We start from the raw sequence: 15,344 nt of genomic DNA, 5'->3' as shown, positions 1-15,344 counted from the left end.
GCAAGAGTTCGCCCCATGTCCATAGGCCTAAATTGCTGCTAGCGTGGCGACCGCCCAGTGCCCGCGCCGGTCTGGAGGACCACGTGAACGACGCCACGCCGACGACGATCCTCGCGGGAACCGTGCTCTCGATGACCGATCGCGGGGTGCTCCGAGATCAGGCGATCACGGTGGCCGACGGCCGGATCACCCGGGTCGCGCCCCGCGCCGAGCACGAGATCACCGGCCCGGTCGTCGACTGGCGAGACCGGACCATCCTGCCCGGTCTCGCCGACTGCCACGTGCACGTCGAGGACCGGGCGGACATGCTCGGCTACCTGGCGCACGGCGTCACCCTGGTGCGCAACATGCGTGGCAAGCCGTGGCACCTGGACTGGCGCCGGCGCGTCGCCGAGGGCGCCGAGCTCGGGCCCTACCTCGTCACCAGCACCGCCATGGCCGACGGACGCGGCGCGCCGGGAACGACAGTGTGGCCGGACTCGGCGCAGATCACCGATCGCGCGTCCGCGCACGCGGCGGTGCACCGGTGGGCCGGGCTCGGGTACCAGCAGGTCAAGGCGTACCAGTGGCTGTCCGCCGAGGCGCTCGAGGGCCTCGGCGAGGCGTGCCGGGACACCGGCCTCCCGCTGGTCGGGCACTGCCCGCAGGAGCTCACCGTGCACCAGGCGATCGACCGCGGCCAGACCGGGTTCGAGCACCTGAACAACTACGAATACGGCTCGCTGCGCCCGGCCGCGCAGGAGCGCCTCGACGCCTTCTTCGCGCAGGGGTTCAGCTACGGACGTGGCCGGAACCGGTTCTCGCCCGAGGCCGCCAAGGCGGCGTCGGACATCGACGAACACAAGATCGCGGCCCTGGCCCAGCGGATGGCCGCCGAGAACATCACCTCCTGCCCCACGCTGATCGTCCTCGACCGCCTGCTCGGGCACCGCGACTTCTCCGACCCTCGGCTGCGCCTCACCGATCCCGTGCTCGCCCGCACGTGGCGGTCGGAGAACGACTTCCGCATCATGGCGCTGACGCCCGACGAACTGCAGGGCACCGCCGATCTCTTCCATGAGCGCAGCCGGCGCGTCCTTGCCGCGCTCCGCGACGCCGGCGCGCCGGTCCTGGTCGGCACCGACACCCACAACGCGTTCGTCTTCCACGGGTCCTCGCTGGTCGAGGAGCTGGAGCTGATGACCGGCGCCGGGTACACGAGCGCCGAACTCGTGCGGCTGGCGACGAGGGGCGCGGCGGACTACTTCGGCCTGACCGACCGCGGCCGCGTCGACGCCGGGTTCGTCGCCGACCTGGTGGCCGTGACCGGCGACCCCCTGGCGTCGGTCACCGCCCTGAAGGACCCGGCCGCCGTCGTCGTGGGCGGGACGGTGCTGGAGCGCCCGCGGCTGGACGCCCTGCTCGACGAGGTCGAGACGCTGGTCCACGCCGAGCCGGACCGCGCCCGGCTGCGCCCGGTGCCGTCCGGCGAACGGCTGGTCGGCGAGTACGAGCGGACCAGCTTCGGCCGGACCGACGCCGCCACGAGGATCTCCTCGCACTCCGACGGCGGCGCGACCACCTGGCGCGAGCAGATCGCGACCCGGCACGGCGTCGAGACCCGCACGACGGTCATCGACGCGTCCGGATACCTGGTGTCGGCCGACATCGAGCGGCGCCGCGCCGAGGGCGCCGACGTCGCGACGGTGCGACGCGACGGCGACCGCTACGCCGTCCATTGGTCCACCCTCGATGGCGCTGAGCTCGACGCCGAGGTGCCCGCACCCCTGCTGCCCGGCGTCGACCTCGGGGTGGCGGCCCTGCTGGCGGCCGCCCGGCTGGCCCCGGACCAGGGCCGGTGGCCGGTACTGTCGCTGGGCGCCGGCCTGGCCAACGCGCTGCCGCCCGTCCCGGGAACGCTGGAGCGCGACGGCGACGAGCTGGTGCAGCGCACGACCGACGCCATCGTCCGGATCGCCGGCGACGTCGCCGGCGAGTACACGGTGCAGGCGCCCATGACCCAGCTGGTGCACCGCCGCGCCTTTCGACCATGATCGTCAACCGTTGGCAACGTCATGCTGTCGCTGATCGTTGATGATCACATCGATGCCCTCGCATCACCTCAGCTCGGACCCGGATGTGTCCACGGCCACTCTCCTCATGTCTTGCCTGGGCAATATTGGCCTAGTTGAATAGGCCATAGCGTCGCGGAGCTGGACCGCTCCGGCCGACGAGCCCACGTCTACTCGGGAGGCCGCCGTGAGCACGGACACGTTCTGGACCGACGCGCAGGATCACCTGGTCCGATACATCCCGGCGTTCACGCCGCGAGTCATCGAGCGCGCGGCCGGATCATACGTCTACGACAGCGACGACGCCGCGATCCTCGACTTCACCTCGGGCCAGATGAGTGCGGTGCTGGGTCACTCGCACCCGGAGATCGTGAGGGCGGTCTCGGAGTCCGTCGGATCGCTGGCCCATCTGTTCAGCGGGATGCTCAGCCGGCCGGTCGTGGACCTGGCGAAGCGGCTGGCGCACACGCTGCCTCCGAACCTCACCAAGATGCTGCTGCTGTCGACGGGAGCCGAGTCGAACGAGGCCGCGCTCAAGATGGCCAAGCTGTACACCGGCCGGTACGAGATCGTCTCGTTCGACCGCTCGTGGCACGGCATGACGTCAGGCGCGTCGGCGGCGACATTCTCCGCGGGCCGGCGCGGCTACGGGCCCACGATGCCCGGCAATTTCGTCCTGCCGACGCCGAACGCCTACCGCTCCCCCTTCCGCCACCCGGACGGGTCCCACGATTGGGAGTCCGAGCTGGAGTACGGATTCGACATGGTCGACACCCAGTCCAACGGATCGCTGGCGGCCTGCCTCGTCGAACCGATCCTGTCCTCGGGTGGCGTCATCGAGCTGCCCGAGGGCTATCTCGCCCGCCTCAAGGAGCTGTGCGAGGCACGCGGGATGCTGCTGATCCTCGACGAAGCGCAGACCGGCCTCGGGCGCACCGGCCACATGTACGCGTTCGAGCGCGACGGCGTCGCCCCCGACATCCTGACGCTGTCGAAGACGCTCGGCGCCGGGCTGCCCGTCGCCGCGGTGCTGACGAGCGCCGAGATCGAGCAGGTCTGCTCCGAACGCAGGTTCCTCTTCTACACGACGCACGCCTCCGATCCGCTCGCTGCCGTTGTCGCCCTGACGGTCCTCGACGTCATCGAGCGCGACGGCCTCGTCGAACGCGCCGCCAAGCTGGGCCAGCAGCTCACCGACCGCCTCGAGGGCCTTCGCGACGTCCATGAGGTCGTGGGCGACATCCGGGGCCGGGGCCTGCTCCAGGGCATCGAGCTCGTGAGCGACAGGGCGAGCAAGGCGCCGGCGGACACGCTCGGCGCGGCCGTCACCGCGGCCTGCCTGGAGCGGGGCCTGCACATGAACATCGTGCAGCTGCCCGGCATGGGCGGGATCTTCCGCATCGCTCCGCCGCTCACCATCAGCGAGGACGAGCTGCACGCCGGCATCGACATCCTCGACGAGGCGATCGTGGCCGTCATCGAGCAGAACGGAGTCGGGTGACATGCGCATCGGCATCCCGAAGGAAGTCAAGGACAACGAGTTCCGGGTGGCGATCACGCCGTCCGGCGTCGACCAGCTGACCCGGCTCGGCCATGACGTGTTCGTCGAGCGCGACGCCGGGACCGGCTCGTCGATCGGGAACGACGCCTACGCCGCGGCCGGCGCGAAGATCCTCGACAGCGCCGACGAGGTCTGGGGCGCCGCCGACCTGGTGCTCAAGGTGAAGGAGCCGGTCGCTGCCGAGTACCACCGCCTGCGCGAGGGCCTCGTCCTCTTCACCTACCTGCACCTCGCCGCGGACAAGCCGCTGACCGAGCGGTTGCTCGCCGCCGGCGTCACCGCCATCGCCTACGAGACGGTGCAGCGGCCCTCGGGCGCGCTGCCGCTGCTGTACCCGATGTCGGAGGTAGCCGGATGCCTCGCGCCACAGGTCGGCGCCTACCACCTGATGCGCCAGCAGGGCGGGCTCGGCACGCTCATGGGCGGCGTCGGCGGGGTGGCCACCGCCAAGGTCGTCATCATCGGGGCCGGGGTCAGCGGCCAGAACGCCGCGAACATCGCGCTCGGCATGGGCGCCGACGTCACGCTGCTGGACGTCGACCTGGACAAGCTGCGGATGTCGTTCTGGCGCCACGACAACCGGGTCCGCGGCCTGGCGTCGAGCCAGCTCGTGATCGAGGAGCAGGTCGAGCAGGCCGATCTCGTCATCGGTAGCGTCCTCGTTCCCGGCACCGCTGCGCCAAAGCTGGTCACCAACGACCTCGTCGCCCGGATGAAGCCCGGTTCGGTGCTCGTCGACATCGCGATCGACCAGGGCGGCTGCTTCGAGGACTCCCGGCCCACCACGCACACCGACCCCGTGTTCCAGGTGCACGGATCGACGTTCTACTGCGTGGCGAACATGCCGGGCGCGGTGCCGAACACCGCGACCTACGCCCTGGCCAACGCGACGATCCCCTACATCGTCGCGCTGGCGACCAAGGGCTGGCGTCAGGCAGTGGCAGACGACGGCGCGCTATGCCTGGGACTCAACACCCACGCCGGCCGGCTCGTCTACGGTCCGGTCGGCGCGGCTCACGGCATCGAGACCGCGGAACTCGACGCGGCGCTCGTCTGACCGACCTCAGTCAGGGCCTCGTCCAGGATCCGCAGGCCCGCGTGCCTCGTCGGCCGTCGTGGTGAGCGGCGGCACGAGGTGCACCCCGGTTGCCGTTGCCCAGCGCCAGCAGGTCAGCGGCTCGCGGGTGACCACGTCGCGACGGCTGTGCCGGGCAGCGCAGTGGCCTGCTCCACCGTGACGCGCGCGCCGTCGGCCCCGTCCGCGGTCACGACCGGGAGCGCGGCGCTGGCGGCCGGTCGACGACGTAGCTGTGGCTCGTGGCGGAGCGGCCGGCCACCGGCTCGCCGTCGACGCGCAGGTCCGCCGGGGCGACATCGGGGGCGGGCGCCACCGCCCAGTCCGCGAGGTCCGTCACGGCGGGCTCCGGCCCGTGCACGCCCGTGGGCAGCGGCTCGAGGAGCACGCTGAGGCGGAACTGCGCCGACTCCGGCCCCGTGATGACGAGCTTGCGGACGCCGGCGTTCGGCGTCTGGCCGTCCGGGTTCGGCGACGTCGGCAGCGGCACGGCGTCCATGACCGAGAACCGGGCGCCGTCGGGCGCATCGAGCAGGACGGCTCGCAGCTGCCGGCCGTCGAGGGTGAGCGTGGCGGACCGGCCGTCAGGCGCGACGTCGATGTCGGCGGACGTGTGCATGAACCACCACGCCTCGACCGGGGAGGACGCCGTGACCTCGTCCTGCACGACGAAGCGGCTCCGGCCGTCGATCAGCGCCATGCCGCGTTGCCAGCTCGTCACGCCTTGGGCCGTGTACGCCTCCGACAGGTCGGCGACGGCGAAGCTCGCGTCCGGGCTCGAGCCGGTCGCCACGAGCGTCCCCCTCGCGTCGACGGCCTGACCGGGCGTCGCGTCGGGGTTGATGACGAGCGTGTTCTGTCCCTCGGGACGCTTGCGGTAGTAGGTCCAGCGTCGACCCTCGGGACCGGCCGACCAGTACCCGGGCAGGTCGTAGCTCTCCGGCCCGAGTTCCGTGGCCCACCGTGTACCGAGCGCGTCGAGCACGAACGTGCCCAGATCGAGGTCGGCGTGGCTGGACGCGTTGTCCCCCGCCTTGAACCCGAAGAAGTTCGCGGTCGTGCTGTTCCACGCGCTGCGCGAGAGGAAGGTGGAGATGGCGTCGAACTCGCGGTCCAGCGGCAGGCCGGCCTCGTTCGGCGGCACGGCATCGATCAGCCCCTGCCACATCAGGTGCAGCGGGGGAAGCGGACGCGACTGCCGCACGGCTCCTTGCTCGGCCCACCACGCGTAGACCGGCTCGCCGTAGTGCGCGGCGAGCCAGTGCGCGGCAGTCCTCCCGGGGTGGCCGCTGCTGGGGGCGTCGTAGTAGTTGAACGGCTGGCCCGCCGGACCGGTCATGTGGATCCCGAAGTCGACCGTGCGGTCGAGCCCCGCGGTCTCCGTGATGCCGAAGTCGTCACCGACCGCCGTCTCGAGCGACGCCATGATCGGCACGAGGAATCGCGTGGCGTAGCCCCAATACGTGACGCCCTCGGGGTACCCGCCGTCAGGCCCGTACTCCGCGAGCGCCACGGGCAGCGCGTCGAACGCGAGGTGCATCGCCTCGTTCGCGAGCTCCGGCTCCTCGACGCCGATGGCGAGCCCGGCCATGATCGTCCCGCCGTTGCACACGATGTTCCAGTTGTTCGTCCTGGTGGTCCACGACGCCCCGGACTCGTGCTGTGCGATCGCGGGCTCCAGCCCGAACGTGACGATCGCGTCGCGCACGACCTGGCGCTGCGTCTCGTCGAGGTACCCGTACAGCCAGTCGTAGCCCACCGCGAACGCGTGCATGAGTTCCGCGACGGACAGGAAGCTCTCCGGATTCCAGTCCGGGAACACGGCGACGGCCGCCATCTCCTCGTACGCGCGCGCCGCGTACCGCTCGTCCTGCGTGAGCCGGTACGCCATCGCCAGCGCGTAGAGGCGGCTCTGGACCTCGCGGGTGACGATGAGCAGCGTGCGCCCGTCGGGGAACTCATACTCGGATGCCGGCGTGGTGAGCAGCGCGTCTGCCTGCGCGATCAGGTCGTCGTACAGCTGCGCGGTGAGGTCGTCGCACGCGATGCGCTCGGCGATCCCGGCGAGCGCCGCGTCGTCAACCATCAGGCGCGGGTGGCCCGGCGTGATGAGCGCCGCTATGTCCGCAGGCGGTGTCGGATGGGCACGGGAACGATCACGGTCACGCGAGATCATCCGTCCTCCGGCGCCTTCTCGCAGGACTGGGCGACCGTGAAGTCGTCGAACGTGCTCTGCGTGGATGCGTAGAGCCCGACGCCGCCGCTTCGCACCACCGTGTCGCGACCCTCCAGGATCTGCACCCCGTTCAACGTCGCGGTGATGCGGTCGCCGTGAACGGCCGCGCCCAGTCGAACGGGACCGTTCAGCGGGTCGCTGAGGGAGACCGTGTCCACCGTGACCGGGCCCGACCGGTGGGCCTCGCGGATGATGCTCGCGTACCGGGTACCGCTGCTCGTCCTGCCGACCTGGATGCGATACCCGTAGGAGTCCGTGCTGTCGCGCAACGAAATGCCGGCATTGCCGACGCCGTTGATCGTGACAGTGGTCTCCGCGACATAGTCGCACTGTTGGGAGAACCGCGCCGGCAGCGTCGACTCGGCGAGCACGTGCGCTCGGCCATCGACCGGCGTGAGGGTCAGCTGACCAGAGCCAACGGACACCTGGCCCCCGATTCCGCGCCAATTCGCCTGATCGAGTGCCTCGGTGATCGTGATGTCGTCGAAGGTCGCGGCCCGCCGATGCGTGTAGGCCGCAGCCCCGCCGGTCGGCAGTTGGCTGTCGTTTGCGGAGATCGACGTGTCGCCGACGGTGGCGACCAGGTGGCGCCCGACCGCGGAGACGGTCAACGTGTGCCGGTCGTCGGCGTTCAGCTCCACGTCGGTCTCCGCAAGGAGCGTGGACGTCCCGTTGTAGACCTTCACGAGCTGCAGCGTCGCGCCCGCCGGTGTGGTGAGAACGTTGGCCCGGTAGTAGTTGCGGGAATCCTGGTAGCGGAACGCCAGGCCGGTCCGGGCGGTCGTCCGGTTAGCGGTGCCGGGATCGATGTCCGCGGACACGATCACGTCGTCCGGCACGTCCTGCAGCATCGCGAACGCCTGCATGTCCGCGCTCGAGGTCTGTGCCAGCTTGGTGTTCGATGGATCGCCGCCCAGCTCCCAGGTGCCCTGCACCGGCGTCCAGCCCTCCAATCCGCCGTCGAAGCCATAGACGGTGCGGTCCAGGCTCGCGTCCTCGAACTCCTCGTCGAGCACCGGCGCCGGCGCGAAGGCCGGCTCGACCGTCACGGTGACGAGGTCACCGGCACGAGTGAATGCGGTCGGGGTGCCGTTCACCTTCACCACTCTCGCCGTCGGCGCGTTGATCGTGAGTGTGCCGGTGAACGGGTCCCCGAGCGAGATCCGGGCGGTCGCGCCCCGCAGCTCCACACTGACGTCGGACACCACTGCGGACGCGTCGATCACGGTGTCCCCGTCGTCGACCAGCGACGACCCTCGGGTCAGCGCGTACCGCGTGAGCCTGTCGTGCCCGGCACGTTCGAGATACGCGGTCTCGGCGTCGGTCGCGGCGTTCCCGAACTCCCGCGACGAAGGCGTCGCCTCGCGCGAGAGGTAGAAGCGGCCGGTCGCGTGCGGCAGGTCGATCTCCATCGCGGTCGCCACGGAGTGATCCACCCCGGGTAGCTCGATGCGGGTTGCCGTCACCGAGGGCGCCGGGCCGGCCTCGCCGGGAAACACGATGGTGTCCAGTCCCGTGGCGCCGGTGGCGGACCAGTCGTAGGACAGGTAGTCGACGTCCGTGAGCACGTCCTCGCCCACGCGCACGGCGCCGTCCTCGTGGACGCTCGGCGCGACCTCGACGCCGGCCGGCGTCACGGGAACGAGTTGCACCCCGGCAACCGGTGCGGCGCCGGGCACGGTGTCGAACCCGACCGTGGCGACGTTCGTGGCCGGGTCGACGGTGACCGGATCACCGGGGAAGTGCCAGAGCTGCCGGTAGTCGTGCGCGGCGGTGTCACCGGTGAGGTCGTCGGAGACGACCCAGAAGCCGGGCTTGACGAAGTAGACGACCCGATCGTGCGCGACCGGCTGGTAGCCCATCGCCTGGCCGCGGTAGACGTCGAGACCCGCGCTCGACCGCCACAGCGACATCGCGCGGGTGACGCCGGCGGCCTGCGGCTTTCCGTCGACCTCGATCGTGTTGTGCGCCTCGGTCGTGCGGCGCATCCAGTCGTTCGTCGGGGTCGCGCTGTAGTCGCCCACTCCGGGGTCGACGATCAGCGGACGCCCGTACGCCGACATCACCAGGCTGAGGTCGTCCGGATGCCGGTGCGAGGCGGTGTAACTGGAGTTGTGGTTGTTGATCAGCAGGTACTGCGCATCGGCGTCCCACCCCGAGCGCTGCACCGCGAAGCTGATCGGATACAGCGTGGACCCCAGTGTCGGGGTCGTCCCCTCGGTTCGACCGGAGGCGACCCAGGTGAAATCGGACCACGAGTTGCGTTCACCGGTCGCCCGAATGGCGCTCCTGCCCGCATCGGTGTTCGGTGTGTCGCCGATCAGCGCGGGCTCGAGATTCGGCTGCCGGGTCGCGAACAGCACGTCCGCGATCCAGTCCGCCGACTGGATGATCGCATCGGGCAGTTTCCGCCCGTTGGCATCCGCGACGCCGATCATGGTGTTGATCAGGTCCGCCACGTAGGCCTGGTAGTTGAATGTTGGCTCGCGGTACACGCCGTCGCTCTGCATGTACGCGCGCAGGAACCGCTCGACGGACCGCACGGCGAACGACTCCCAGCCGACGGATGCCGTGAACTCGGGCAGGTACACCGCCGCGAAGTAGATCGAGCGAGCCATCGACACGTACCAGTTGTTCCCGACATGTACCTGCAGAACCTGCGTGAGAAAGTCGGTCGTCTCGTGCACGCCGGACAGGTACGTCACCAGGTCGCCCGCGGCGATGGTCGGCTCCGTCCGGAACACGGAGAACGCGCTGACGAGCTGGGTCAGCCGCTTGCCGGCCGACAGATTGCGGACCTGCGGCCAGCTCGGGTTGTCGGCGAAGAAGTCCAGTGAGATCTCCATCCACGCCTTCGCATACGCCGCACGCTGCTGCGGGTCGCTCTCGTTCAGGTAGGCGCTCGCCAGCGTCGGCATGAACGCGAAGTCGCTCATCAGGACCTGTGCGCCGCCGGGGGCGGTCTCCGTCCCACCCCAGGTGTCCTGCCAGTCGACGTCGATCCTCTGCTCGGCGTCGTCGTAGAAGTCGCGGGTCTCGGCGCCGAACCGGAAGATCCCGGCCGCAAGCTCGTCGGCGGTCGCGTCGCCGACTCCCGCCGCTCCCGGCGTCGGGAACCCGATCCCCGTGCGGCCCGCGTAGTAGACCTTGAGCTCGTCGGCGGCGCCCGCCTCATCGCCGGCCGCGAGCTCCGCCGCGACTTCGGCGAGCTCCGGACGCGTCAGGTCGAGCAGCTCGCCGAGATCCGACATGTCGGACGCAGCGGCCGGTACCGACGACAGACCCGTCCCCACCACGGCCAGCGTGACTGCCGCGCCGGTGATCGCATGGACACGACGGCGAATGCTCCGCCGAGAAGTGCTTCGTTGCATCTCCCGTGACTCCTTTGCTGTGAAGGTGTCCACCCGGTGCCACGCGACTGGCAGCCGAACCATCCGTGGCGTCAGCCGTTGAGCTGAGCCCACGCCTCCTCGTACTCGGCCTGGATCTTGTTGCCGACGGCAGACATGTAGCTCTCGACCGCGGCGGCCCAGTCTGCGACCGGCCGGTTTCCCAGGACGATCTCGAGCTCGGTCGCGGTCAGCGCCTGCTGCGCGCTCGCCCCTTCGCTGACGGCGGTCTCGGAGTAGAGCCCCTCCGTCGGGTTGGGCACGGTGTACTGCAGACCCGCCTCTTGGTGGTCGAACTGATCCCGGACGGCTTGCTCGTTGCGCGACTCGAAGATGACCGGCGAGTTCTCCGTGATGTACCGCATCGGCAGCGTCGCCTGGTTGACACCCTGTGAGGTGAGCACCGGATCCGGACCGTCGAAGGTGAAGGTCTCACCCTCCTTGCCGAACCGACGGGTGATGTACTCGGTGCTGCCGAAAGGCGCGGCCAGCCAGTCGAGCACCCGCAGGATCTCGGCGAGGCGCTCCGGGTCGTCCTGCTTGTCGATGGCCGAGAAGTGCGAGACTGACGGGCCGGCGGTGCGTACCATCGTCCCGCCCCTCTCCCGTGCGGGGGAGAGCATGCCCGTCAGGCGGAAGCCCTCGATGTCGGCTCCCTGCACGTAGAACTTGGGCCATCCTGCGTAGAGACCGATCTGGAACGCGGTCGTGCCCGCAATCATCCATTCGTTGCGCTGGGTGTTCTGAACGGCATTGCCGTCCGGGTGCACGACCCCCAGGTCGTTGAGGGCGACCGAGTCGGCCAGGGCCTGCTCGTATTCCGGCAGCGTGCCATTGAAGGCGAAGACGCCGCTGTCGTCGACCGACCAGAGGTTCGCGATGCCGTTCGTCTCGAGCAGCACCGACAGGGGCGTCTGCCCGAAGGCCCAGCGACCCTCCCGATCGTTGGTGAGGGCCTGCGCCATCTCGGTGAACTCCTCGAGCGACTCCGGCTGCAGGGACAGGCCCGCCCGCTCGAGGATGTCCGCACGTGTGTACAGCACGTTGCCGATCAGCGAGCGGGGCACCGGGACGCCCCAGAGCTTGCCGTCGTAGACGGTGCTCAGCCAGGACGGCGTCGGTAGCGCCGCGAGGTTCGGGTAGTCCAGCACGGCGTCACCGGAGAGGTACTCGGTGAGGTCGGTGAACTTCGCCGCCAGCATCGCCGGCATCTGCTGCTGCTGACCCTTGATCGCCATGAGGTCCGGCAGGTCGTTGCCGGCGATCGTGGTCGCGAACCGGGCACTGTACTCCGCCGCGGGGGTGTACTCCAGGTCCAGCTCGGTGCCGAGCGCCTCGTTGATGCTCTGCCACAGCGCGTTGTTGGCAAGCTCGGGAGCGACCGGATCATAGGTGAAGGTCAGCGCCCGAATCGGATCACCGGACGCCGGAACCCCGCTGGTCATCGCCGTGGGCGGATCCGGGTAGGTGAAATAGCCGGGGGCCACATCCGGGTTGCTCGAGGCGAGGTCGGGCGGGAACGTGTCGAATGGCCGGTACGTCGGCAGCAGCCCGGCACTGGCACCACCACCGGTGGATCCCGCATTCGGCGACTGACTACCCGGCGAGCGTGAGCAGGCCCCCAACAGGCCCATCGCCGCGAATGCGCCGGTGACGCCCAGGAACCTACGACGAGAGATCGTGCCGGACATGGGATTCCTTCCGCTACATCGAGGACAGGATGAAGAACAGGTGATCAGCCCTTGACGGCGCCGATCATGAGCCCCTTGGTGAAGTGCTTCTGGAGGAACGGGTAGACGAGAAGGATGGGGATGATCGAGATGACGAGGATCGCCATCTGGATGGACAGTTGCGGGGGCAGGCTGTCGGAGCCGGCGGAGACCTGATCGACACCCATCGGGGTCTCGTTGACGACGTAGGTCCGCAGGACCAGCTGCAGGGGCCACTTCTCGGGCGAGCTGATGTACAACATGGCGTTGAAGAACGCATTCCAGTAGCCGACGGCGTAGAACAGCCCGATGACGGAGATCACGGCCTTGGACAGCGGCAACACGATGCGCGCGAGGATCGTGAGGTCATTCGCGCCGTCGATGCGGGCGCTCTCCATGAGCTCGCCCGGGATGTCGAGAAAGAACTCCCGCATGACGATGACGTTGAAGGCGTTGATGAGCACCGGGAGGATCAGTGCGAGCAGGTTGTCGAGCAGGCCGAGCTGCTTGACCACGAGATACATCGGGATCATGCCGGGGCTGAACAGCATCGTGAAAAGCACGGCCAGCAGGATCGGGCGCGAGCCGAGCGATCCGGGCCGGGACAGCGAGTATGCGAGCCCGATCGTGCATGCCAACGACAGCAGCGTGCCGGCGACGGTCACGATGATGCTGATGACCAGAGCGCGGGTCACCACGCCGCCGGACAGGATCGCCTGGTAGGAGGCGAGGGTCGGTTCCCGGACGAGCAGCACGAAACCGCCGTTCGCGGTCACCTCCTCCTGCGTGGCGAGCGAGGTCGAGACGACGGCGAGGAAAGGGAGGATGACGGCGGCACAACCGATCGTCAGGATGAGGCCGCGCAAGGCCGTCAGCACCCGGTTCGGAGGCCCCATCCAGACCGGGCGCCCGGTGGATGTCGGCGGCCTGGCCTTTCGTGGCTTGGCCGTGAGGCCCAGAGGAGAGGTCGTGGTCACTTGTGGTACACCCCTCGCTCACCGAACTTGTGCGCGAGCTTGTTCGCGCCCAGCACCAAGAGCACTGAGATGACGCCCTTCGTGAGGCCGACGGCGGCCGCCTGGCCCCAGTTGCCGCCGACGATTCCGTGGTTGTAGACGTACGTGTCGAGGACCTCGCTCGCCGTCGCGCCGACCGCGCCCTGCTGCAGGATGATCTGCTCGAAGCCGACGGTGAGGGCGTCCCCGAGCCGCAGGATCAGCAGCAGGACGAACACCGACCGGATCGCCGGCAGCGTGACGTGCCAGATGCGCCGCAGTGCGCCGGCGCCGTCCATCGCCGCCGCCTCGTACAGCGAGGTGTCGACCCGCGAGATGGCAGCCAGGAAGATGATCGTGCCCCACCCGGTGTCCTTCCAGATCACCTGGCTGGTGATCAGGACCTCGAACAGCTCCGGCACGCCGATGATGGAGAAGGTCGCCATGTCGTGCTCTCGCAGGAGCGTGTTCACCATGCCCGCGTTCCCGACGATCTGCTGGAACAACGCGACCACGATCACCCAGGACATGAAGTGCGGCATGTAGAGGACCGACTGCACGATCCGCTTGAGCCGCTCGGAGATGACTTCGTTGAGGAGAAGGGCGAGCGCGAGCGGCAGCGGGAACACGAACAGAACCTGGATCAGCGTGATGATCAACGTGTTCGTCAACGCGTTCACGAACAGTGGGTCGCCAGAGAAGATCACCTGGAAGTTGTCCCAGCCGACCCAGGGACTCTCCGCGATCGTCAAGAACGGCAGATACCCCTTGAACGCGATCACGTTGCCCAGCAAGGGGAGGTAGTGGAACAACAGCACCACCAGCACGCCCGGGGCGGCCAGCAGCAGCAGAAGCCGGTCCCGCCGCCAGCGGGCGAGGGCCTGGCCGGGGCGTCGCGCCCGGCGGGTGGTCGCCGCCGGCGACGAGCCCTTCCGCACGGACTTCCGAGGCGGCCGTTCAGCGAGTTGAGACAAGGTCTGCCTCCCGGGCCCCTCGGGTGAACTCGGATGCCCCCTCGCCGAACAGGATGGTGCGGGCGACCTCCCGCAAGCGACCGACGGCCGCGGCGTTCATAGCCGACGACGTCGCCCGGGACGCAGCCTCGTCCTCCAGAAGCGCTTCGACGGCCGCGGCCGCGGCCTCCGGGCCGTCCGGCTCGATCTCGACGACGACGTCCGCCCCTCCGAGGTCGGCGTACATCTCACCCTTGACGGTGTCGGTGGGCTGACGCACGTAGAGCGTGGGCGTGCCATGGACGGACGCGAGGATCGGCGAGTGGCACTCCATGCTGACGACGGCGCGGGCGCGGGCGTAGACGGCGGTCGCCTCCTCGAGCGACCAGTACCGGTCGAGGACGGTGACCTGGTCGACGACGTCGTCCGAGACGCGTGGCAGCAGTTCGTCCTGTGCCAGCTCCACCGCGTAACTCATCTCGGGCACGACGACGGCCCGCTGGCCCGTGGAGCGGACCCAGGTGGCGATCGCGGCGGCGAGAGTGTCGAGGTCGAGGCCGACGGTGCCGGCGTTGATCGCGTACCGGCGGTCGAACTCCTGGGTGCGCTCCGTTCCGTAGATGTCCGGGTACGGCGTGTAGCGCAGCCGGGGCACGAAGCACCCGAACTCCCCGGCCGTGAGACCCAGCGCGACCAGGAAGGCGTCAGCCGCAGCGTCGTCGCGGTAGCGATAGGCGAACGTGCCGTCCGGTCCGAACTCGAGCACCCCTGGGCGAGCCCCCTGGGAGCGCAGGTACTCGAGGCTGATCGAGTCCCGCGCGAACAGGAACTCGGCGCCGTCGATGATCGCGCGGGCATCGTCCTCGAGGAACGTAGCCGGCAGGTCCTGCGTCATGACGCGCAACCGTTCGAGCGAGCCCCAGGCGGGCGGGCAGAGCGGGTCGACCGTCACGCCGCCATACCCGTACGGGCGGTCGGACCGCTCACGCCAGGCTGCCAGCTCCGGCACGAGCGAGGCGCTCGCCGCCGAGCCGTGCACGAAGACGTCCGCGCTGTCCCACGCCGCGGCGAGCTCCGGCGTCGTCGGCACCCCGGCCTCGTCAAGGGCGCCCCGCACGATCGTGACCGTCGGGATCGCCCGGCGGATCATCGCCTCCTCGCGCTCGCCGAGGCGCAGCGGCCACAGCGTGATGCGGGCATCGGGCTCGGCGTCGAGCAGGGCGGTGATGAGGCCGGGCGAGTGTGCGACGTCGCCGATGTTCACGTTCGCCCACGACGAGCGCAGGAGCACGGAGCGGGGCGTGGCGGTGCTGGAGGTCAACGGTGTCCTTCCGAGTGCGGCGTCCGTGTGCGGTCCGGCGTCGCCCTTGACGGA

General features: G+C 69.6%; 9 protein-coding genes. 3 read left to right on the top strand and 6 right to left on the bottom strand.

From position 1 onward, the window contains the following. Nucleotides 1-83: 83 nt before the first annotated feature. The 3 genes from ACW62_RS10545 to ald all read left to right on the top strand — a co-directional run bounded on the left by ACW62_RS10545 (nt 84) and on the right by ald (nt 4,669). The gene (locus tag ACW62_RS10545; protein WP_053204076.1) at nt 84-2,033 is read left to right on the top strand and encodes an amidohydrolase family protein; all 1,950 of its coding nucleotides are present in this window, start codon (nt 84-86) and stop codon (nt 2,031-2,033) included. A gap of 205 nt (nt 2,034-2,238) precedes the next feature. Then, nucleotides 2,239-3,552 carry an aspartate aminotransferase family protein gene (locus ACW62_RS10540; RefSeq protein ID WP_053204075.1) on the top strand — a complete coding sequence of 438 codons (1,314 nt, stop codon included), beginning with the start codon at nt 2,239-2,241 and terminating at the stop codon, nt 3,550-3,552. 1 nt (nt 3,553) lies between these two features. Next, nucleotides 3,554-4,669 (top strand): alanine dehydrogenase, encoded by a 1,116-nt coding sequence (ald, locus tag ACW62_RS10535; protein ID WP_053204074.1) that lies wholly within the window; start codon nt 3,554-3,556, stop codon nt 4,667-4,669. Between the two features lie 208 nt (nt 4,670-4,877). On the opposite strand, the gene ACW62_RS10530 is transcribed toward ald, so the two are convergent. The 6 genes from ACW62_RS10530 to ACW62_RS10505 all read right to left on the bottom strand — a co-directional run bounded on the left by ACW62_RS10530 (nt 4,878) and on the right by ACW62_RS10505 (nt 15,290). Next, nucleotides 4,878-6,773, bottom strand: coding sequence for a heparinase II/III domain-containing protein (locus ACW62_RS10530; protein ID WP_053204073.1), 1,896 nt, complete (start codon nt 6,771-6,773; stop codon nt 4,878-4,880). 86 nt (nt 6,774-6,859) lie between these two features. Then, nucleotides 6,860-10,216, bottom strand: a complete 3,357-nt coding sequence (locus ACW62_RS10525) for an alginate lyase family protein (RefSeq protein WP_169792031.1) — start codon at nt 10,214-10,216, stop codon at nt 6,860-6,862. A 149-nt stretch (nt 10,217-10,365) separates the two neighbouring features. Then, entirely contained in the window at nt 10,366-12,003 is a 1,638-nt protein-coding gene (locus tag ACW62_RS10520; RefSeq protein ID WP_083459599.1) for an extracellular solute-binding protein, read from the bottom strand. A gap of 44 nt (nt 12,004-12,047) precedes the next feature. Further along, nucleotides 12,048-12,998: a carbohydrate ABC transporter permease gene (locus ACW62_RS10515; protein WP_205629268.1), complete on the bottom strand. Its 951-nt coding sequence runs from the start codon at nt 12,996-12,998 to the stop codon at nt 12,048-12,050. Next, nucleotides 12,995-13,990 (bottom strand): ABC transporter permease, encoded by a 996-nt coding sequence (locus ACW62_RS10510; protein ID WP_053204069.1) that lies wholly within the window; start codon nt 13,988-13,990, stop codon nt 12,995-12,997. The genes ACW62_RS10515 and ACW62_RS10510 overlap by 4 nt, the downstream gene beginning before the upstream one ends. Beyond that, the gene (locus ACW62_RS10505) at nt 13,974-15,290 is read right to left on the bottom strand and encodes a polysaccharide pyruvyl transferase family protein (RefSeq protein WP_053204068.1); all 1,317 of its coding nucleotides are present in this window, start codon (nt 15,288-15,290) and stop codon (nt 13,974-13,976) included. The genes ACW62_RS10510 and ACW62_RS10505 overlap by 17 nt, the downstream gene beginning before the upstream one ends. Between the last annotated feature and the right edge of the window lie 54 nt (nt 15,291-15,344).

The sequence above is a fragment of the Jiangella muralis genome (genome assembly GCF_001270745.1).
GTDB lineage: Bacteria > Actinomycetota > Actinomycetes > Jiangellales > Jiangellaceae > Jiangella > Jiangella muralis.
The sequence above is the reverse complement of the archived record's forward strand: the minus strand, read 5'-3'. Positions and strand labels throughout refer to the sequence as shown.

Coding starts and splice junctions, on each gene's coding strand:
- ACW62_RS10530 (WP_053204073.1), bottom strand. CDS start 6,773: ATGGTTGACGACGCGGCGCTCGCCGGGATCGCCGAGCGCATCGCGTGC.
- ald (WP_053204074.1), top strand. CDS start 3,554: ATGCGCATCGGCATCCCGAAGGAAGTCAAGGACAACGAGTTCCGGGTG.
- ACW62_RS10520 (WP_083459599.1), bottom strand. CDS start 12,003: ATGTCCGGCACGATCTCTCGTCGTAGGTTCCTGGGCGTCACCGGCGCA.